The sequence below is a fragment of the Sphaerotilus sp. genome, from assembly GCF_031429695.1.
Lineage (GTDB): Bacteria > Pseudomonadota > Gammaproteobacteria > Burkholderiales > Burkholderiaceae_C > Sphaerotilus.
This window is the reverse complement of the sequence record NZ_JANPAB010000030.1, coordinates 79,192-98,969: the sequence shown is the minus strand read 5'-3', so window position 1 is coordinate 98,969 and position 19,778 is coordinate 79,192. Positions and strand designations below refer to the sequence as shown.

Below are 19,778 nucleotides of genomic sequence, written 5' to 3'. Positions count from 1 at the left end.
TCCGGCTGCTTGCCGGCGACGATCACGTTGATGTAATGACGGCTGCGCAGGCAGTGATCGGCCACCGAGAGCAAGCAGTTCGCATCGGGCGGCAGGTAGATGCGCACCACGTCGGCTTTCTTGCTGGCGACGTGGTCGATGAAGCCCGGGTCCTGGTGCGAGAAACCGTTGTGGTCCTGCCGCCAGACGTGCGAGGTCAGCAGGTAGTTCAGCGACGCGATGGGCTTGCGCCAGGGGATCTGGTTGCACACCTTCAGCCACTTGGCGTGCTGGTTGAACATCGAATCGATGATGTGGATGAAAGCTTCGTAGCACGAGAACAGGCCGTGGCGCCCGGTGAGCAGGTAGCCTTCGAGCCAGCCTTCGCACAGGTGTTCGCTCAGCACTTCCATCACGCGGCCGTTGGCGCCGAGGTGGTTGTCGCCCGCTTGCACGCCGTCCAGCCACACCTTGCCCGAGACCTCGAACACGGCCTCCAGCCGGTTCGATGCGGTTTCGTCCGGGCCGAAGAGGCGGAAGTTGGCCGCAGCCAGGTTGCGTTGCATGACGTCGCGCAGGAACGTGCCCAGCACGCGTGTCGCCTCGGCCTCGACGCCGCCGGGTGCGGGCACCGCCACGGCGTAGTCGCGGAAGGCGGGCATGTCCAGGGGCTGCAGCAGGATGCCGCCGTTGGCGTGCGGGTTGCAGCCCATGCGGCGCCGGCCCGTCGGCGCGAGCGCGGCCAGGTCGTCCTGAAAACGGCCGTGCGCGTCGAACAGCTCCTCGGGCCGGTAGCTCCTGAGCCAGTCTTCGAGCTGCTGCACATGCCCGGCGGTCCTGAACTCGGTGATCGGCACCTGGTGCGAGCGCCAACTGCCTTCCGTCGGTTTGCCATCGACTTGCTTCGGCCCGGTCCAGCCCTTGGGGGTGCGCAGGACGATCATCGGCCAGCGTGGCCGCGGCGGCGCCTGCGCGGGGTCGAGTGACCGGGCGTCGGCCTGAATCTGCCGTATCCGGGCCAGCACCGCATCCAGCGTGCCGGCCAGCGCCTGGTGGACCCGCGCCGGGTCGTCCCCCTCGACAAAATGCGGCTCGTGGCCGTAGCCGTGCATCAGGTCGGTCAGCTCCTCCCGGCTGATGCGCGCCAGCACCGTGGGGTTGGCGATCTTGTAGCCGTTCAGGTGCAGGATCGGCAGCACCGCGCCATCGCGTGCGGGGTTCAGGAACTTGTTGGAATGCCAGCTCGCCGCCAGCGCGCCGGTCTCGGCCTCGCCGTCGCCGATGACGCAGGCGACGACGAGGTCGGGGTTGTCGAAGGCCGCGCCGTAGGCGTGCGCCAGCGAGTAGCCCAGCTCGCCGCCTTCGTGGATGGAGCCCGGCACTTCGGGCGACACATGGCTGGGAATGCCCTGCGGCCAGGAAAACTGGCGAAACAGCCGCTGCAGCCCGTCGCGGTTGCGCTCGATCGCCGGGTAGTGCTCGGTGTACGACCCTTCGAGGTAGCTGTGCGCCACGATGCCCGGCCCGCCGTGGCCGGGGCCGATGACATAGACCATGTCGAGGTCGTTCTCCCGGATCAGCCGGTTCAGGTGGACGTAGAGCAGGTTCAATCCCGGCGTCGTGCCCCAATGCCCCAGCAGGCGCGGCTTGATGTCCGCGAGCGTGAGCGGGCGCTCCAGCAGCGGGTTGTCGCGCAGGTAGATCTGCCCGACGGACAGGTAGTTGGCCGCACGCCAGTAGGCGTCCATCTTCTGCAGGGTGTCGGGTGTCACAGGGGTGGGCATGGGGGGTCTCCGGACAGCACGGTGCGCCCGTGGCTGGGCACGCGTCTGTGCGCTGCAGAACAGACCGCGTGGGAGCGCCGCAGTCCGGCATTGCACGTGCTCTGAACCACCCGTGCATGAACTCGGCGATGGGATGCGGATTCCAGGAGCAAGGGCAGTCCACACGGCTGTGCCGCGCCGAGCGCAAAATGGGCAGCTCAAGGAAACCCGTTCAGGCGGCCTCGTTCATGCAAGCACCGAAAGCCACCGACTTCAAGATCGAGATTGCCGCCGACCTGCAGAAATGGCGGGCCTTCGTCGCCATCGGAGAACTCGGCAGCCTGACGCGGGCCGCTCTGTTTCTCGACAGCAATCAATCGTTGCTGAGCCGGCAACTCAACGCGCTGGAGCGTGAATGCGGTGCCCGCCTGTTCAACCGGACGGGGCGAGGTGTCGAGCTGTCCGAGGTGGGCCAGCGGCTGTTTCCCCGCGTCAAGGCCTTGCTGTCCGATGCCGAGCAGCTGGAGCAGGAGATTCGGGGCGAGGCGCGCGAGCCCGCTGGCCGCGTGACGGTGGGCTTCCTGCCGTCGATCGCGCAGCCCTTGGTGGGGCGCCTGTTCTCGGAAATGCGCAGCAGGCATCCAGCCGTGAGCCTCAAGGTGCTGGAAGGATCGAGCGGTCAGGTGGAAGAGTGGCTCGCCGATGCACGCATCGACATCGCCATTCTGTACCGCTACGGGCCAACACTGGCCGACGCCGAACAGTCGCTGGCGGTGGTGGACAGTTACCTCATCGGGCCTCCCGGTGACCGGCATGCCGCCGGCCCCGATGTGCCGTTCACTGCATTGGACGGATTGCCATTCATCCTTCCCAGTGCGCCGAACGGTCTGCGCACGGCGCTGGATGCCGTGGCCCGGCAACACCACATCACGCTGGTGCCAGCCATCGAGGCAGACTCGTTGCCGCTGCAGAAGTCGCTCGTCGCCAACGAGCGGCTCTACACCGTGCTGCCGCTGCACGCCGTGTGGAGCGAGGTCGCCGACGGGCGCCTGCGGGCGGCCAGGATCGTGGATCCGCCGTTCCAGCGCACGGTGGCGATGGCCTGCTCGAAGTCCAAGGGACCGGCGCGCGCAGTCACCGCCGTCGCGTCGCAGATCGTCGCGATCGTCGATGACATGGCGCGGGCCGGCATGTGGCAGCCAGGCACGCTGCCTTGACCGGACAGGCATAGCTGGGTTTCACGGGGCTGCGTTGGCCCGCGCCGTTCGGCCCGCTAAGCTCGGACGTGCCCCAGGAGACCCCATGCCGCGCATCACCTTGCCCACGCCAGAAACCATGGATGCCGACCAGCGCCGCGTCCACGACAAGATCGTGTCCGGCCGCCGCGGCAAGATCCAGGGTCCGTTGCGCGCCGCGCTGCACAACGCCGATCTTGCCGACCGCTGGCAAGCCCTGGGTGAACTGCTGCGCTACAACACCACCTTGACACCGCGGCAGTCGGAACTGGCGATTCTTGTCACCGGCCGTGCCTGCAACTCACCTTTCGAGTGGTACGCGCACCGCCTGGAGGCCGAGCGGGTGGGCATCGAAGCGCCTGTCATCGAAGCGATCCTGGCCCGAACCCCGCCAGCGGGCCTGACGGCAGACGACGCCGCCATCGTGCAGGTTGCTGTCGAACTCAACGCGTGCCACTCGATTGCCGATGCCACCTATGCCGACGCGCTGGCACGGCTGGGCGAGCGCAAGCTGGTCGAGCTGACGGCGCTGGTGGGTTACTACACGATGGTCGCGATGACGCTCAATGCGCACGAGATTCCCTTGCCCGAAGGCGTGGAGCCTGCGTTCCCCTTGCCGCAGAGGCAGAGGTCGTGATGGCGGGCTGGGACTGCCACGCCCACCTGTTCGGCCCGTACGCGCGCTACCCGCTCGCGGCCGAGCGCAGTTACACGCCGCCCGAAGCGCCGGCTCCGGCTTACCTGGCGCTGCTGGCGCGCCTGGGCTTGTCGCACGGCGTGCTCGTGCATCCGAGCGCCTGCGGCGATGACCACTCGCTGGTCTTCGATGCGCTGGCCGCCCATCCGCAACTGCGCGGCGTGCTCGTGCTGCGGCCGGACACCCTGCCCACGCTGAAGGGACTGCGCGACAAGGGCATCCGCGCGGCGCGCTTCAGCCACCGCAGCGGCGCTGGTGCCAACTTCGCGGGCAGTGCCTCGTTAGACGACCTGCTCCGCATGGCGCCGCAACTGGCCGATGCGGGGCTGCACGCCGAGCTGTGGACCGACTGCAAGGTGCTGCCCGACATTGCCGATCGCTTGCGTCAGTTGCCGGTGCCCGTGGTCATCGATCACATGGGGGGCTTCGATGCGCACGCCGGAGTCGACGAACCCGGTTTTGCCTGCCTGTTGTCGCTGGTGAACGCTGGCCACGCCTGGGTCAAGCTGTGTGCCTATCGCAACCTGCTGCCGGCCACCGACCTGGCGCCGTGCCGGCCTTTCCACGAGGCCTTGCTGCGGGCCAATCCGCAGCGCTTGCTGTGGGGCAGCGATTGGCCGCATCTGCGTGTGGTGCCCAGTCCCGACGCGGCCCTCCTGCTGGACACGTTCAAGCGCTGGACCGCCAGCCCCGCGCTGGTCGAACAGATCCTGGTCCACAACCCGTCGGCGCTGTACGGCTGAGCCGGCGGCACCCGATCAGCCATCGACCGGTTCCGTGTTCTGAAGGGACGGACGCGCGCGGGTCTCGGCGTACCACTCCGCCAGGCGTGGTGCGGCGCCGCGCCAATCCAGGGTGTCGAAGCGGTAGTCCAGGTAGCCCAGGGCGCAGCCGACGGCAACGTGGCCGATGGAGAAGACCGTCTCGTTGAGCGCCTGGGCCTCGTCGTCGAGCTGCTGCAGCGTCGCCCGCACCTTCAGTTCGAAGGCATCGAGCAGCACTGCGAGCGGCACCGCCCGTTCACGCTCGTTGCGCCAAAGGATCAGCGCGTCGAGCAGTCCGTCGCCCAGGGCATGCCACCGCAGTGCCTGCCACTTGTCGGTGCCTTGCGAGGGGAACAGCGTTCCGCCGCCGAGGTCGTTCAGGTACTCGCAGATGACGACCGAGTCGAACAACACGAAGCCATCGTCCAGCACCAGGGTCGGAATCTTGGACAGCGGGTTGTCCTGCATCAGGCGCTCGTTCGGCTTGAGCATCGCCGCGACCGAACGCACCAGCTCCATCCGGTCCTCCAGCCCCAGTTCATGGGCGCAGACCATCACCTTGCGGACGTAGGGCGATTTGGGTGACCAGTGCAGCTTCATCCGATGGCTCCTGTCGCGCGCAACGCGGCGATGTCGGCGGCGCCGTAGCCCAGTTCGGCAAGGATGTCGTCGCTGTGCTGGCCCAGCAGCGGCGGCGCGCTCCGGGACTGCAGCGGCGTGTCGGAGAAACGCATCGGCGTCGCCACCTGCGGCACGTCGACACCGCTCGGATGCGGCACATGCTTCAACATGCCGCGGGCCTTCACCTGCGGATCCTCGAAAACGTTGGCCACCGAGTTGATCGCCCCGCAAGGCACGCCGGCGGCATCGAGTGCGGCGATCAGCCGCTCGCGCTCCCACGCGCCAAACACGCTGCACAGCATGGCCGACAACTCGCCAATGTGGCGCACGCGCTGTGCGTTGGTCGCGAAACGTTCATCGCTGGCCCATTCGGTGCGCCCGAACACCTCGCAGAGCCTGGCGAACTGGCCATCATTGCCGACGACCAGGATCACGTCGCCATCGGCACAGGCGTACACGTCCTGGGGCTGGATGTTCGGATGCGCATTGCCATTGCGTCTGGGCACCTTGCCCGACACCAGGTAATTCATCGCCTGGTTGGACAACGTGGCGACCTGCACATCGAGCATCGCGATGTCGATGTAGTCCCCCGTGCCCGTCTCGTTGCGGCGGGCCAGTGCCGCGAGCACCGACACGGCAGCGTACATGCCGGTCATCAGATCGACGATGGGAATGCCGACCTTTTGCGGACCGCCGCCGGGCCGTCCGTCCTTCTCTCCGGTCACGCTCATCAGGCCGCCCATGGCCTGGATCAGGAAGTCGTAGGCGGGCTGGTCGCGGCGCGGTCCGGTCTGGCCGAAACCGGTGACGGAGCAGTAGATGAGGCGGGGATTGATCTTGCGCAGCGAGGCCTCGTCGAGGCCATAACGCTCCAGCGTGCCGGCCTTGTAGTTCTCCAGCACGATGTCCGCCTGCAGCGCCAGTTCACGCACGATGCGCTGGCCCTCGGGCTTGTCGAGACTGACCGTGATCGAGCGCTTGCCACGGTTCACGGCCAGGTAGTAGCCGGCTTCCTTGGTGTCCTTGCCGTCGGGGCCCTTCAGGAAGGGCGGGCCCCATGCGCGCGTGTCGTCGCCGACCTGGGGCCGCTCGACCTTGATCACCTCGGCGCCCAGATCCGCGAGGATCTGCGCCGCCCAAGGTGCGGCCAGGATGCGGCTCAGGTCGAGAACCTTCACATGGGACAGGGGGCCGGCGTTGGCGTTCATCGCGGTGTCTTTCCGGGTCGGTGCATGGGAGGGGACTTTAGGTACGCACCGCAGGTTTGCCTACCCACCCGATGGCAAGGCTGGCATGCGCCGGAACGCATACCGTGCAGCGCGCCTTGCAGTCCGTACATAGCTGAGTTGCCTCGCCAGTGCCTTCCTGGATGTGGCCCCGACGTCCAGACTCGCGTCCATTCGATCAGGAGACAAGATGACACGGATACTGAAATTCGTCGCGCTCTGCATGGCCGCCGCACCGCTGTCGATGGCCATGCAGGCGGCACACGCCGAGTCCTGGCCGACCAAGCCGATCCGCCTGGTGGTTCCCTACGCCGCCGGCGGCCCGGGCGACGTGATTGCACGTCTGGTGGCCAGAAAGGCCGGCGAAGGCCTGCAGCAGACCATCCTCGTCGACAACAAGGGCGGCGCCGGCGGCAGCATCGGAGTCGACCTCATGCTGAAGGCGCCGCCAGACGGCTACACCTTCGCGCTCACCGCCCAGGGACCGCTGGCCGGCATGCCCAACCTGACGAAGGTGCCTTATGCCCTGGCGGACATCCAGTTCGTCACCACCGTCGCACGCGGACCTGCCGTCATCGTGGTCGGGAAGAATCTGGTCGCAAAGAACCTGGTCGACCTGGCCGACCTGATCAAGCTGGCCAAGGCGGCACCTGGCAAGCTCAACTATGGCTCGGCCGGACCGGGGACCACGCCGCACATCGGTGCCGAACTCCTCAAGCTGGAGGCCGGCATCGACATGACGCACGTGCCGTACAAGGGCGCGGCCCCCGCGGTCACCGGCCTGCTCGGTGGCGAAATCGATGTGGCGATGGTGGACCTGCTGGTCGTGTTGCCGCATGTCGCTTCCGGCGCACTGAAAGTGCTGGCCGTGGCCAGCCCCAGCCGTGCGCCTCAACTGCCCGACGTTCCGACCACCCGGGAAGCGGGCCTCCCCGGCGTGGTGATGGACACGGCGTATGGCGTCATCGCCGCGAGCGGCGTGCCGGTGGCCGTGCAGCAGAAGTTCCGCGACGCGCTTGTGGCGGCGGTGCAGTCGAGTGACGTGAAGGAGCAGTTGTCCAGGCAAGGCGTCATCGCGACCGCGTCGACGTCGCAAGAGTACAAGGCCATGGTGCAGGCCGAGTTCGACAAGTGGCGCCGCGTCGTGACCCAGGCCAAGATCACCCTCGAATGAGGAGACTTCCGACATGACCACACCCATCTCGACCTCGGTGCACACCGTCCTGCGGGCGGGCTTGCTCGCTCTGGCAGGGCTCTGCGGCCTCTCGACCGCCGCGAGCGCCGCCTACCCCGACAAGCCGATCCGCCTGATCGTGCCCTTCCCGCCAGGCGGCGCTGCCGACGTGATGGCGCGCGGCATGGCGCAGCGCCTGGGCCAGGAACTGGGGCAGCAGATCGTCATTGACAACCGCGGCGGGGCCGGCGGCACCACCGCCGCCGAAGCGGCCGTCAAGTCGCCCGCGGACGGCTACACGCTGTTCTTCGGCACCATGGGCACCCAGGCCATCAACCCGGCCATCTACCCCAAGCTGCGCTACGACCCGCAGAAGGACTTTGCCCCCATCAGCCTGACGCACATCACGCCGCGCGTGCTGATCGTGGGCCCGTCGGTCGCGGCGAAGAGCGTTGCCGAGCTGGTTGCGCAGGCCAGGAGCAAGCCTGACAGTCTGAGCTACGGCTCGGCCGGCAACGGCAGCTCCAGCCACCTGGCGGGTGCGCTGTTCGAGTCCCAGGCCGGCGTGACCATGGTGCATGTGCCCTACAAGGGCAGTTCACCGCTGCTGGTGGACGTGCTCGCCGGGCGCGTGGACATGACCTTCGACTCGTACACCGTGTACGAGGAACACATCAAGGCCGGCAAGGTGCGCGCACTGGGCGTCACCTCGAAAACCCGCATCGGTGCGTTGCCGCAAGTCCCGACGATCGCGGAGGCTGGACTCAAGGGGTACGACGTGTCGAACTGGCTCGGTGTGCTCGCCCCTGCCGGCACGCCCAAGGAGGTCATCGCCACCTTGCACACCGCGCTGGGGCGCACGATGGCCACGCCGGCGCTGCGCAGCCAGCTGATCGCGCTGGGCATCGAGCCGACCTTCAGCACACCCGAGGAGTTCGCGGCCCTCGTGCGTGCCGAACTGCCGAAGTGGGCGGAGATCGTGAAGAAGTCGGGCGCGACGGTGGACTAGACCTGTGCAGCGACGCGAATTGCTGGTCGACGGGCAGGTGCAGGTCGACGTGCTCGTCGACGGCATCGGCCCGGCCATCGTGGTGCTGCCGTCGTCGCAGCGCGACTCACTCGACTTCGACGACGTGGCCGGGCGCACGGCTGCAGCGGGCTTCTCGGTCCTGCGGCCGCAGCCCCGTGGCATGGCGAACAGCAAGGGGCCGATGCAGGGCCTGACACTGGACGCGCTGGCACAGGATGTGGCGCTGGTCATCGAACGCCTGGGCGGCGGCCGCGCCATCGTTGCCGGCCACGCCTTCGGTCACTTCGTTGCGCGGGTAGCTGCCCTCAACCATCCTGCGTTGGTGCGCGGGGTGGCCGTGCTGGCCGGCGCAGCGCGGACGTTTCCACCCGGCCTGACAGCGGCCCTGGATGTGGCTGCCGATGCCAGCCGGCCGCGGGACGAACGCCTGTCTGCGCTGCAAAGGGCTTTTTTCGCGCCCGGCAACGACGCCAGCGTGTGGCTGGACGGATGGCATCCGGCGCTGCGGGAGACCTATCGCGCTGCTGCCGTGACGCCGCCCAAGACGGCGTGGTGGCCGGTGAGCCACGCACCGATCCTAGACCTGCAAGGTGCATGCGACCCCTGGCGCCCGGCTGCCACCCGCCTGGAACTGCAAGAAGTCCTCGGCGCCAAAGTGACGGTACAGCTGCTGGAGCAGGCCAGCCACGCCATGCTCCCTGAACAGCCGGCAGCGGTGGCCGCAGCCCTCACGGCCTGGGCGCGCACGCTGCCGACATGAAGACCAATGCCGCCGCTGTGCAGCAGCGCGTTCAAAACACTGGAGACACACCATGATGATCATTGCGCTGAGCGCCCTCGCAGCCACATCCGTCCTGGCACCCGACTGCACGGCAGTACAAGGGCTGAGCTTCGCGAACACCGTATTCAAGAGCGCGGTCCAGATCGATGCCGGAGCGGTCAGTTCGGGCACCACCAAAATGCCAGCGCACTGTCTGGTCACCGGCGAGATCCATCCGCGAACAGGCGTGAACGGGGTGCGGTACAGCATCGGCTTCGAACTGAGGTTGCCGCTCGCGTGGAACGGACGATTCCAGTTCCTGGGCGGCGGCGGCGTCGATGGCAGCATTCCGCCGGCCTACGGCTTCCAGCGCACGGGCGGCGCCCCCGCGCTGTCGCAAGGCACTGCGGTGGTGACCAGCGACATGGGCCATACCGGCACCAGCGGGCGTGACGCCACCTTCGGGCTCGATCCGCAGGCGCGCATCGACTGGGGCTACAACGCGGTGGACAAGGTGACCGTCCTGGCCAAGGACGTCATCGGCAAGTTCTACGGCAAGGCGCCCCAGTACGCCTACTACGTCGGAACCTCGGGCGGCGGACGCCAGGGCATGATGATGGCGCAGCGCTTCCCGCAGCACTTTGACGGCATCGTCTCCGGCGCCCCCATCCTGGAGCAGCACCTGGCCCAGACCGGCTCGATGCAGATGCTGCAGGAATTCACGGCCATCGCGCCCCTGGACGCCAATGGTCAGCCGATCCTCAGCAAGGCCTATTCCGACAGCGACCTGAAACTCATCAACGCGGGTGTGCTGAGAACGTGTGACGCACTGGACGGTGTGGTCGACGGCTTGATCGAGAACTACCCGGCATGCACCTACGACGTCAGCGAGCTGCAGTGTCCCGGCGCCAAGGCCGACACCTGTCTGTCGGCCCAGCAGGTGGCCGCGTTCAACAAGGTGATGTCCGGGCCACGTGACTCGGCGGGCACCTTGCTCTACCCACCCACCCCCTGGGACACGGGCATCGGTGAACCGGAGTGGCGCACCGACCACATCGGCAGCGCGACGGGCGCCGTGCCGAACGCCAGCAAGTTCACCAACCAGTCCATCCGATACGTCTTCATGACGCCTGCGGCACCGGACTTCGACTACCTCAAGTTCAACTTCGACACCGACCCGGCCTCCATGCTTGCATCGGCCGCCTTCACGGCCACCAACTCGACCCAGTACGAAGCGTTCAAGGCACGCAATGGCAAGCACATCGTGTATGTGGGGCTGGCCGATACCCTGGTCAATCCGAGCGGGGTCAATCGCTGGTACCGCGCGCTGATTGCCGCCAATGGCGGTCTTGAGTCCACCAAACAGTTCGCGCGCCTGTTCAACTTCCCCGGCATGGGCCACTCCGCGGGCGGGGCTGCGCTCGACCAGTTCGATCCCGTCGCCGCCATCCAGGACTGGGTCGAGAAAGGCCAGGCTCCCGAGGTGCTGGTGGCCAAGGGGAAGCGCTTTCCCGGCCGCACCCGGAACATCTGCGCCTACCCGCTGATCTCGCGCTACGTCGGTTCTGGCAGCGTCGATGCCGCGGCCAGCTTCCGTTGCGAAATGCCCTGACGGCGCGTCGGCCTGGCCGTGGCGCGCCCTCGCATCCTCACCGGCCCGTGAAGACCGGGGGGCGCTTTTCCTTGAAGGCGAGCTGTGCTTCCCTGGCATCCTCGGTCTTGCCGATGGCCGCGGTCATGTCCTGCTCGTAGCGATAGCCGTCGCGCAGGCTCATGTCCTCGATCACGTTCAGCGTGTGCTTGCCCATGCGTGTGGACACCGGGCTCTTGCTGGCGATCGTGCGTGCGATCTCCAGCGCGGTCGGCATCAGGTTCTCGGGCGTGGTGCAGGCTTCCACAATCCCCAGACGGTAGAGTTCCGCGCCGTCGACGCGCATCCCAGTCAGGGCCATGCGGCGCAGCCGCGAGTGACTGAACAAGCGCATCGCATGGCGGGCACCGCCGAGCAGACCCACATCCACTTCGGGCATGCCCAGCGAGCCCTTTTCCGAGGCCACGAGGATGTCGGCGGACGCACACATCGCCAACCCCGATCCGAGCGCCGCGCCGTTGATGGCCACGATGACCGGCTTGGCGCATTCGCGGATCGAATGAAAGCACTCCCGGGTCCGGCGCGAGTGGGCGGGGAGGTCGCCCGGCCCCTTGATGATCTCCGCGCGGCCCTTGAGATCGGCGCCGGCACAGAAGACCTTGCCGACCCCGGTCAACACCACCACGCGCACGTCGTCCATCTCCGAAATGCGGTCCAGCGCCAGTGTCAACTCGTCGTTCAGCACCCTCGTCAGGGCATTGACGGGTGGGCTGTTCATGGACAGGGTGGCGATATGGTCAGCGATGCTGACGTCGAGTTGGGTCAGGTCGTCCATGTTCTCTCCTCGTGGCGGGCATGGGTGCCCGCAGAGGACCGAGTCTATGGAGCGCGAGACGCCATCGACAGCGCTGCACCCGCAGATCTGCTATGTCGATTCGGCAATGTCCATCGATGGCGTGCCGCCGCTGCGGCTCAGCGCGGACTCTTCAGCAGAATCGCCCCTTCCCCCGCCCGCAAGCGCACGCTGGTGACCGCCGCGCCGGCGCTGCCGTCCGCGGCCAGCGGGTAGTAGCGCCCGCCGAGGTCGATGGCGGGCGATGTGACGGTGTACTGCGCCGCCGTGGTGTTCCACGCCGCGGGGCGGTGCAGCACGACGGCGTTGGTGTAGTCCCGCCGCCAGACATCCGGCCCGCCGCCGAGGTCGGCGCCGCGTTTCCACGCCAGATCGCGCACCCCGGCGCGGTAGCCGCGTGCATCCGGCACGCCGATGTCCACACCCATCGCCGGGAACCACGTCGCCCAGCGGCGCACCTGGTCGAGGCGTGGCAGCGCCTGCTTCGCCTGGTGCAGCACCACGCCATCCACCCGCAGCACCTCGTCGGTTTCGCTGTAGATGTAGCCACCACGCGAGTAGTAGGCGAACACGGTGTTGGCGTTGCGGGCGATGTGGTGCTTGGACAGGGCCGCGATCGGGCCGCGGTTGCCGCGGTCCCAGGCTGCGCCACCGGCCGCAACCGTGGCCTCGGTGTCGGCGTAGAGGAAGACACCCAGCGTGCCACCCGGGTTGCTGGCGGGCAGGTAGTCGTCATAGGCCATGCGGGTCGGGCGGCCGTCGTCGCCCGACGTGATGCCCCGCAGGTCGTTGGTTTTCCAGACGAAGGTGTGGTATTCGACGATGTTCCACTGGCCGGCCTTGGCCAGCGCGGTGCTGGCGGCGTTCACGCCCAGCAGCAGCGCGGGCTGCTGCTGGCGCACCAGGCGCACGAGGTTGCGGTACTTGGCGAGCGTCGCCGCGGCCCAGGTGGTGGTGCCTGCCTTGTCGGCGAAGTCGGTGGCCGTGGCGGGGACACCGTCGTCGGCGACATCGCGCTCCCCGTCGTCGCACATCACGCCGCCGGCGCCGCTGCTGCGGCTGTCCTTGACGATCTTGTCGGCCAGGAACGTTGCCCAGGTGCCGTCGGCCAGCCCTTGCTGGTCGGCCGGGTTGGCGACGAAGTGGTTGACGGACCAGAACGAGATGCGGGCCTGGTAAGGGAATTTCGCTGTGGCGCCGGCCGGCGGAGTGGGGTTGTAGGCCAGCGGCGTGCCGCGGTGGACGATGCTTGGGCTGCTGGCGTCCCAGCCCCGGCCGCTCTGCGGTGTGGCGCCCAGCCAGTCGTCGCCGCGGATCTGGCTGCTGACCGGCACGACACGGGCCGCGCTGACGACCAGGCGGACGAAGTACTTGCGACGCGAGCCGTTCAGGCTCGTCGGCTGCCAGTCCGCTGGCGGCACGAACGAGAGCTTGCCCGAACGGGTGAGGCTGGCGGTGTCGTCCTGCAGTCCGTTGACCAGGTTCGCCCAGGCGCTGCCGTTCCAGTACTGCACGCTGCGCACGACCTCCACGCCGGCCATGGCGAGCGTGAACCGGATGTCCGCATACGGCTCCTCGTAGCCGATGTAGGTTTCACCGGACAGGGCCACCTGGCCTGCATAGGCGAGGGGGGACACGTCGGTGAAGGTGCGTCCGTCCGTGCTGCGCAGCACGCCATTGCGGCCCTCGAAGGCGTCGAAGCGGTCCAGGCCGTCGAAGATGCGGCCGATGCGGGCGGTGTAGTCCGCCTTGGCGTGCAGCAGCATGTCCTCGGCGACCAGCCGCTTCGACAGCGCCCAGTCCTTCATCTCCAGCAGCTCGGCGATCGAACCGAGGCCATAGATGTCCTGGTAGCCCATCCACTTCACCGCGGTCGACCCCGGCTTCGGGCCGGCCAGCCGAACCTCGAAGCGCTGGTCCATCCAGGCGGTGGTGGCCGCGTCGGGGGAGCTGTAGGCAACGATGCCGTAGCCCTTCAGCGGTGGGGTTGGCGTGGTGACGGCGGCTTGCGCCACCGCCGTGACGAGGCCCAGGGCGGTGCAGAGGAGGAGGTTCATGGGCCGCGATTTTGCGTCACGCTGCGCGGTTCGTTGTGGTACCTGTCGTCCTCAGTCTTGAGGATGTGCCGGTACGATTTCACACGGCCAGGCAGCGTTCGGGCCGAAGATGCCGGCAGCCAGCTCATTGGCGGAGGAGTTCGACATGCGCGTTCCATCCCTGACCCTGTCCCTGTTGTCGGGCCTTGCGTTCGCCTGCACGGCGGCCGCGGCGCCGCGGGCCGGCGAGCGCTATGTGGTCGATGACCGCTGCGTCACCCTCGTTCGCACGGGCGACGGTCAGGCGTCCTACCGCTGGCGGGAGGGCAACATGAGCGGCAGTGGCACGCTGCCGCTCTCCATGCTCACGGAATCCTGTGACGGCGCGCCTGCCGCTGCCGAGGTGGCGCCCGCCGCGCAAGCGCCGGCCCCGTCCGCCCAGCCACCCCGCGCCACTGCCGGCACGGCGGGCAACGATGCGTTTGCCCGGGACATCCTGCGCGCCCACAACCAGGTGCGCTGCCTGCACGGCGCGCCGCCGCTGGCCTGGCACGAGGGGATTGCGGCCTATGCCCGCAACTGGGTCAGCCGCGGCGGGTTCGCGCACAGCGATGCCTACAACGCCCCGATCGGGCCACTGGGCGAAAACCTGTACGGCTCGTCGGAGGTGCCCACCGGCGCCGATGCGGTGCGGGCCTGGTACGGGGAAGTGTCCGGATACCGGCCGGGCGACCCCTCCGGCGCTGCGGGCCACTTCACGGCGCTGATCTGGAAGGACGTGCGCTACCTCGGCTGCGCCCGTGCGGGCGGCAACCTCTTCTGCAACTACTGGTCCGGCACCAAGGCGTCGGACTGCACCACGCCGAACATGCAGGGCTGCTACCGCGAGCAGGTGCTGCCGCGCGCGCGCACCGCGGCGCAGTGTCCCTGAGGCGGTTTCAGCGCGCTGTGGGCTGGTGCGGCAGGCCGAGTTCCGGCGTCGGCAGGATCAGCGTTTCGGTCAGTGCCGTCAGCCCGAGCACGGCGCCGCGACCGGACTGGCGGGCGCGCTGGCGCAGGCGCTTGATGGCGTGGATGTCCATCGTCTTGGCCAGGTGGATGAGCGAGGTCACGTAGCGGCGCGTGTGCAGCAAGCGCCGCCCGCAAGCCCGGGCGGGCGAGGCTTCGTGGCCGGAGCCAGCGTAGCGGTGCGGGGACGAAAGGGGAGAGTTCATGCGGTGATTCTGTGGCGCCGTGCCGCCCGTGGTCCCCGACTGAAGTACGGCTTGGCCGGCCCGGGTCAGGTCTGGTTCAGCCGGTGCTGTAGACCGGCGCGAACCCGCCGCCCGAGGTGCGGAAATTGGTCGTCTGCCCCTGGTAGAGCCGCGCGGCGACCCACTGCACCTGCGTGTCGTAGGCGTAGGCGCGCAGATCGAACTTCATCAGGTTCTGGGCATCCTCGGCCCGAAGCTGGCGTTGGCCGGGAGCGGCGATGGCCTGTGCCACGTAGTCGCCGTCGCGGGCGGTGATCTCGTCCCAGACACGCCGGGTGAGCTTGTCGCCGCGCCAGGCCGCGCGGCTGCCGAAGCCGCCTGCCGGCTTGAAGAACAGCCCGCGCCGCGCTGCCCAGAGCCGCTCGGCGTTGGCGCGCAGGACCACCTCGGTGCGGGGCACATGCGCCAGCAACAGCGCCCGCGTCTCGGCCGGCACGCCCAGTTCGACCAGCGCTGCTTCGTCGCTGAAGACGGCGAGGTGGCGCTTGTCGGCGTAGAGCGCGTGGGCCTGCGGATGCGGCGTGATGACGGCGGTCTGTGTCATCCACGCCTGGCGCAGCGCGGCGCTGGCGGGTTGGTCGAAGTAGAAATCGGTCAGGCGGTTGTAGACGAGGTCGATCGCGGTGTCGCCGTGCCAGAGGCGGCCGGCGCGCCAGTCCAGCGCAGTCGGATCGGCGATGACGGCATGCAGGCCGTGGCGCGCGAAGAGCTGCTGGAAGAGCAGGAACTCGGCGTGCAGGTACTGCGCCTCGGGTGCCTCGTCCACGATGGCGATGGTGCGCAGTGGCGCGGTGCGGCCGGTGTGCGCCCACTCGGCGCGGAACATGGCGACGATGGCCGTTTCGAAGGCCTCGGCGTGGGCGCGGGTGGGCACCAGCGGGGCCGTCTCCGGACAGCAGGCGCGCTGGGCGCGGGCGAGCACGGCGTTCAGCAGCGCGCCGCCGGCGTTGGTGTTGACCTCGATCAGACCGAGCTGGTCGCGGTCGAGGTGGAAGTCATGGCCGAAAAAGACGCTGCGCGGCAGTGCCTGCCCAGGCGCCAGCGCCACGCGGGCGGTCTCGGGCGCGGCGGCCAGCACCCGCTCGTGCCAGGCGGGCTGGGCGACGACCGATTCAACCGCATGCACCACCTCGGCCATGCGCCGCAGGTGGCTGGCGGCCACGAACACCGGCTGCGCGGCGAAGACGTAGGGACAGCGTGCCTGCACATCCGCGGACAGGCCCGGCGCGCCGAGTTCGGCGTCCAGCGCGCGGGCCAGGGCGGCGGGGTCGAGCGTCAGGCAGTGGCAATCCTGGTTCAGTGCATCGGCGACTGTGGTATCGATCACTTCTTTCATTGCGGGAATCCCTTCGAAACTTTGCCAATGCTGAAGCCGGCGTGTGAAAACGTCCCATGCGCAATGTCAGATCGGGGCATTGTTTCCATAATCCAGCCGCTCATGCCATCCCATTACGCCACTCTCGCCTTCCCGACCCCGCTGCCACCGGGTACCTGCCTGGGTCCATACGTGCTGACGGGTTGCCTGGGCGATGACCTGGACGGCTTCGACTACGCCGCCGAAGAGCGCCACAGCGGCCGCACCGTGGCGGTCCGCGAGGGCTGCCCGGTCGGGCTGGTGCAGCGCATCGGTGTGGAGGTGGTGCCGCTGCCAGACGCCGAGGCCGATTTCCGCGACTGGCTGGCGCGCTGGACGCGGCTGACCGGCCACTGGGCGCAGGCCGGCCGCTCCGCCGATCTGGCCCGGCTGGCCCCTTCGGCGCTGGTGCGCATCGAAGCGCAAGGGCAGGCCAACGGCACCGCCTGGGTCTGCCTGACGCCCGTGACGGGCCGCACGCTGCGCCAGGTGGCCGAGGACGGCCCCGGCTGGCCGGACCGCGCCACCGTGGACGCCGGACTGCACGCATGCTGCAGCGCGGTCGAGCCGCTGCACCGCCTGGGCGAGGTCCACGGCAGCCTGACACCCGAGCGGGTGCGCGTGCAGGACAGCGGGGCGTGGTGCCTGCCGCTGCCGGACACCGATCCCAGCCGCCAGCCGCTGTCCCCCTGGCTGGCGCTGGAGCAGACCGACGCTGGCCGGGACGCCGGGCTGGCCACCGGCCCGTGGACCGACGTGCATGGCATCGCGGCACTCGCCCACTGGCTGCTCACCGGCTCGGCGCCGCCCAGCCTGTCACGTCGCCAGGCCGATGCGCCGGACTGCTGGGCCGAGCTGGAGCGGGTCGAGCCCGATCCGCTGCGCCGCCGTGCCCTGCGCAGCGCGCTGGCACTCAAACCCGCGGACCGCCTCGGCAGCGTCGCGGCACTGCGCATGGCCCTGGGCTGGTCGGAACACCACGCGCCGGTCGTTGCCGAGCCGAAACCGGGGGTGGCCCCGCCGCCGCCCGCGCCACCCCCCGCGCCGGTCAAGCCCGACCGCACAGGCGTGGTGACGCTGGTGGGGTTGCTGGTGTCGTTCTCGGCGGTGTTCTCGGTGCTGTGGATCAACCACGAGCCCGCCCCGCCCGAAGCCCCGCCCGTTCCGATCGCCCGCACCGCAGAGCCGGCCAAGTTGGTGCCCCCGGTCGCTGCCCCGGTCGCACCACCTCGGCCTGCGTCGGCGGTGGTGATCGCGCCGCCGCCAACCGCCGCCCCCGCGCCACCACCCAGGCCCGTGCGCTCTGCCGAGACCGCCAAGCCTGTCCGTCCACCCGTCGCTGCGGCCAGCCGAGCCCCCGTGCCGGTGCCTCCGCCAGTCCAGACCGCTGCTGCCAGCAAGAAAAAACCGTCTGAGGCCTGCATCGACTGGCTACGCCGCCGCTCGCTGGAGATCGGTGGCGCCGAACGTGAGCGCAATCCCGCCTGCGAATGAACCCGCGCACACCGTGCGTCCTTGACCCTGACCCAGGAGCTGCCACCATGCCCCAGCGCCCCCCGTTGCACCACGCCGCAAGCCGCCACCTTGGCCACCTGACCTTCGCCGTGCTGCTGGCGCTGGCGCTTTCGCTGGCCGGCTGCAGCACACTGCCCCCGCCGCCGATCACCGCCGAGCTGCCGCTGGCCCAGGCGGTGGGCATGGCCACCGACGACGCTGTGCGGCGCATGGAAACCGAGCGCGGTCTCGCGCGCTTCCTGACCATCCGTCCCACGCAGGTCTACGTCGCGCCGGTGCTCGACGCCATCAGCCGGCAGCAGACGGCGACCACGGTGCGCGTGCGCGAACTGATCGCGGTCCACCTCAAGAGCCAGCACCGCGGGCTGGAGCTGGTGCCGTTCACGGCGGCCGCGGCGGCCGTGAGCGATGTGCGCCTGGACACGACGCTGACCGCGGCCACGCTGCCCGACGGCCGCCGCGCCACCGACCGCATGACGCTCGCCCTGCGCTTCGTCAGCCTGAAAGACGGCCGCACGCTGGCGCGCAGCGATGCATCGATAGCCGACGGCACGCTGGACGGAACCCCGGTGGCGTTCTTTCGGGAAAGCCCGTTTGCGCTGATGGCGGCAGACGCCAGTGCCACACCCGCAGTACCCGGTGCCGCGGTGTTGTCGGAGCGTGAGCGCACCGTGTCCATCGCCCGACTGGACGAGGCCGGGCTGGCCTACAGCGTCGGCAGCTACGACCGGGCGCTGATGCTCTACCGTTCGGCGGCCACCTTGCCTGGTGCGGACACGATGCAGGCGCTGGTCGGCACCTACCTCGCGTCCGTCCGCTCGGGCCGCGAGGACGAATCGCGCGATGCCTTCTCCCGCATCGTCGCGCTCGGCCTGAAGACCCGCGCGATGGGCGTGAAGCTGCTGTTCTCACCCGGCAAGACCGACTACATCGCCGACCCTGCCATCCGCAAGCCCTACCCGGACTGGCTGCGCGAGATCGCCCGGCAGGCGGGTGAGGCGCCGTCCTGCCTGCAGGTGATCGGCCATTCGAGCCGCACCGGGGCGCTGGATTTCAACCTGACGCTGTCCGCCCAGCGCGCCGCCGCCGTGCGCGAGCAGCTCGAAGCCGCCAACCCGATGCTGGCCCGCCGCATCGACACCGCCGGCGTGGCCTGGCGCGACAACCTCGTCGGCACTGGCAGCGATGACCTGAAGGACGCCGTGGACCGGCGGGTCGAGTTCAAGGTCGTGGACTGCCGTTGAGGGGCCCGGGGGACGGTGTGGGTGCCGGATGCCCGAGCAGCCGGTCCAGCCACACCCCCAGGACAGCCCCCGCGCACTGCGCCACGATGAACCCCGGCACGCTCGCCGGGGCGATGCCGGCGAAGGTGTCGCTCCACATGCGCCCGAAGGCGGCGGCCGGGTTGGCGAACGAGGTCGAGGCCGTGAACCAGTAGGCCGAGCCGATGTAGGCCGCCACCAGCGACGGTGCCTTGCCCGGACCGGCGCGCAGGATCACCAGCAGCAGCCCGGCCGTGGCGACCGCTTCCGCCAGCCGCTGTCCCGTGCCGCTGCGCACCTTGGTGGACCATTGCAGCACCGGCAAGTCGAACATGCCGTGGGCCAGCCACGCGCCTGCCACGGCGCCGACGAGCTGCGCCAGCACGCAGGGCAGCAAGCGCGTGGCGGGCAGCTCGCCACGCCACGCCATCACGGCGCTGACGGCCGGATTGAAGTGCGCGCCGCTGACCGGGCCGAAGACCTCGATCAGCACATACAGCCCGCCGACCGTCGCCGCCGTGTTCGCCAGCAGCGCCACCGCGACGTTGCCGCCCGAGAGCCGCTCGGCCATGACGCCGGAGCCGATCACGATGGCCAGCAGCAGCGCGGTGCCGAGAGCTTCGGCGCTCAGGTGACGAAAAAGCGTGGTCGTGGAAGTCGGCATC

18 protein-coding genes are annotated in these 19,778 nt (G+C 69.1%); 10 read left to right on the top strand and 8 right to left on the bottom strand.

Annotation, left to right across the window (positions count from 1 at the left end; genetic code table 11):
* A partial coding sequence (locus RMP06_RS06100; protein WP_310460885.1) for a phosphoketolase family protein occupies positions 1–1,763 on the bottom strand: 1,763 nt, incomplete at its 3' end.
* A gap of 227 nt (positions 1,764–1,990) precedes the next feature.
* Between RMP06_RS06100 and RMP06_RS06095 the strand changes: the two genes are divergently transcribed.
* The 3 genes from RMP06_RS06095 to RMP06_RS06085 all read left to right on the top strand — a co-directional run bounded on the left by RMP06_RS06095 (position 1,991) and on the right by RMP06_RS06085 (position 4,417).
* Positions 1,991–2,959 carry a LysR substrate-binding domain-containing protein gene (locus tag RMP06_RS06095; RefSeq protein ID WP_310460884.1) on the top strand — a complete coding sequence of 323 codons (969 nt, stop codon included), beginning with the start codon at positions 1,991–1,993 and terminating at the stop codon, positions 2,957–2,959.
* Positions 2,960–3,044: 85 nt separating this feature from the next.
* The gene (locus RMP06_RS06090; RefSeq protein ID WP_310460883.1) at positions 3,045–3,614 is read left to right on the top strand and encodes a carboxymuconolactone decarboxylase family protein; all 570 of its coding nucleotides are present in this window, start codon (positions 3,045–3,047) and stop codon (positions 3,612–3,614) included.
* The gene (locus RMP06_RS06085; protein WP_310460882.1) at positions 3,614–4,417 is read left to right on the top strand and encodes an amidohydrolase family protein; all 804 of its coding nucleotides are present in this window, start codon (positions 3,614–3,616) and stop codon (positions 4,415–4,417) included. The genes RMP06_RS06090 and RMP06_RS06085 overlap by 1 nt, the downstream gene beginning before the upstream one ends.
* A gap of 15 nt (positions 4,418–4,432) precedes the next feature.
* On the opposite strand, the gene RMP06_RS06080 is transcribed toward RMP06_RS06085, so the two are convergent.
* On the bottom strand, positions 4,433–5,038 hold the full coding sequence (locus tag RMP06_RS06080; protein ID WP_310460881.1) for a glutathione S-transferase family protein: 606 nt from the start codon (positions 5,036–5,038) through the stop codon (positions 4,433–4,435).
* The gene (locus tag RMP06_RS06075; protein WP_310460880.1) at positions 5,035–6,267 is read right to left on the bottom strand and encodes a CaiB/BaiF CoA transferase family protein; all 1,233 of its coding nucleotides are present in this window, start codon (positions 6,265–6,267) and stop codon (positions 5,035–5,037) included. Before RMP06_RS06075 ends, RMP06_RS06080 begins: the two co-directional genes overlap by 4 nt.
* 208 nt (positions 6,268–6,475) lie before the next feature.
* Between RMP06_RS06075 and RMP06_RS06070 the strand changes: the two genes are divergently transcribed.
* The 4 genes from RMP06_RS06070 to RMP06_RS06055 are packed head-to-tail and all read left to right on the top strand — an operon-like array spanning position 6,476 to position 10,861.
* Positions 6,476–7,459 (top strand): Bug family tripartite tricarboxylate transporter substrate binding protein, encoded by a 984-nt coding sequence (locus RMP06_RS06070; RefSeq protein WP_310460879.1) that lies wholly within the window; start codon positions 6,476–6,478, stop codon positions 7,457–7,459.
* A gap of 13 nt (positions 7,460–7,472) precedes the next feature.
* On the top strand, positions 7,473–8,468 hold the full coding sequence (locus RMP06_RS06065) for a Bug family tripartite tricarboxylate transporter substrate binding protein (protein ID WP_310460878.1): 996 nt from the start codon (positions 7,473–7,475) through the stop codon (positions 8,466–8,468).
* A gap of 4 nt (positions 8,469–8,472) precedes the next feature.
* Positions 8,473–9,249 carry an alpha/beta fold hydrolase gene (locus RMP06_RS06060; RefSeq protein ID WP_310460877.1) on the top strand — a complete coding sequence of 259 codons (777 nt, stop codon included), beginning with the start codon at positions 8,473–8,475 and terminating at the stop codon, positions 9,247–9,249.
* Between the two features lie 52 nt (positions 9,250–9,301).
* Positions 9,302–10,861 (top strand): tannase/feruloyl esterase family alpha/beta hydrolase, encoded by a 1,560-nt coding sequence (locus tag RMP06_RS06055; protein ID WP_310460876.1) that lies wholly within the window; start codon positions 9,302–9,304, stop codon positions 10,859–10,861.
* Between the two features lie 37 nt (positions 10,862–10,898).
* Here the strand turns inward: RMP06_RS06055 and RMP06_RS06050 are convergent, their stop codons facing one another.
* Positions 10,899–11,675, bottom strand: a complete 777-nt coding sequence (locus RMP06_RS06050; RefSeq protein WP_310460875.1) for an enoyl-CoA hydratase/isomerase family protein — start codon at positions 11,673–11,675, stop codon at positions 10,899–10,901.
* Between the two features lie 137 nt (positions 11,676–11,812).
* Positions 11,813–13,750: a hypothetical protein gene (locus RMP06_RS06045; RefSeq protein ID WP_310460874.1), complete on the bottom strand. Its 1,938-nt coding sequence runs from the start codon at positions 13,748–13,750 to the stop codon at positions 11,813–11,815.
* A gap of 145 nt (positions 13,751–13,895) precedes the next feature.
* Between RMP06_RS06045 and RMP06_RS06040 the strand changes: the two genes are divergently transcribed.
* Entirely contained in the window at positions 13,896–14,660 is a 765-nt protein-coding gene (locus tag RMP06_RS06040; protein WP_310460873.1) for a CAP domain-containing protein, read from the top strand.
* A gap of 7 nt (positions 14,661–14,667) precedes the next feature.
* Here RMP06_RS06040 and RMP06_RS06035 read toward each other — a convergent pair whose 3' ends face one another.
* Positions 14,668–14,943, bottom strand: a complete 276-nt coding sequence (locus RMP06_RS06035) for a hypothetical protein (protein ID WP_310460872.1) — start codon at positions 14,941–14,943, stop codon at positions 14,668–14,670.
* Positions 14,944–15,019: 76 nt separating this feature from the next.
* Positions 15,020–16,318 (bottom strand): hypothetical protein, encoded by a 1,299-nt coding sequence (locus tag RMP06_RS06030; protein ID WP_310460871.1) that lies wholly within the window; start codon positions 16,316–16,318, stop codon positions 15,020–15,022.
* Positions 16,319–16,420: 102 nt separating this feature from the next.
* Between RMP06_RS06030 and RMP06_RS06025 the strand changes: the two genes are divergently transcribed.
* Both RMP06_RS06025 and RMP06_RS06020 read left to right on the top strand, forming a co-directional pair.
* Positions 16,421–17,830, top strand: a complete 1,410-nt coding sequence (locus tag RMP06_RS06025) for a serine/threonine-protein kinase (protein ID WP_310460870.1) — start codon at positions 16,421–16,423, stop codon at positions 17,828–17,830.
* A 47-nt stretch (positions 17,831–17,877) separates the two neighbouring features.
* A complete protein-coding gene (locus tag RMP06_RS06020; protein ID WP_310460869.1) occupies positions 17,878–19,095 on the top strand; it encodes an OmpA family protein in 1,218 nt (405 codons plus the stop codon).
* Here RMP06_RS06020 and RMP06_RS06015 read toward each other — a convergent pair.
* On the bottom strand, positions 19,073–19,777 hold the full coding sequence (locus RMP06_RS06015) for an MIP/aquaporin family protein (RefSeq protein ID WP_310460868.1): 705 nt from the start codon (positions 19,775–19,777) through the stop codon (positions 19,073–19,075). The genes RMP06_RS06020 and RMP06_RS06015 overlap by 23 nt on opposite strands.
* Between the last annotated feature and the right edge of the window lies 1 nt (position 19,778).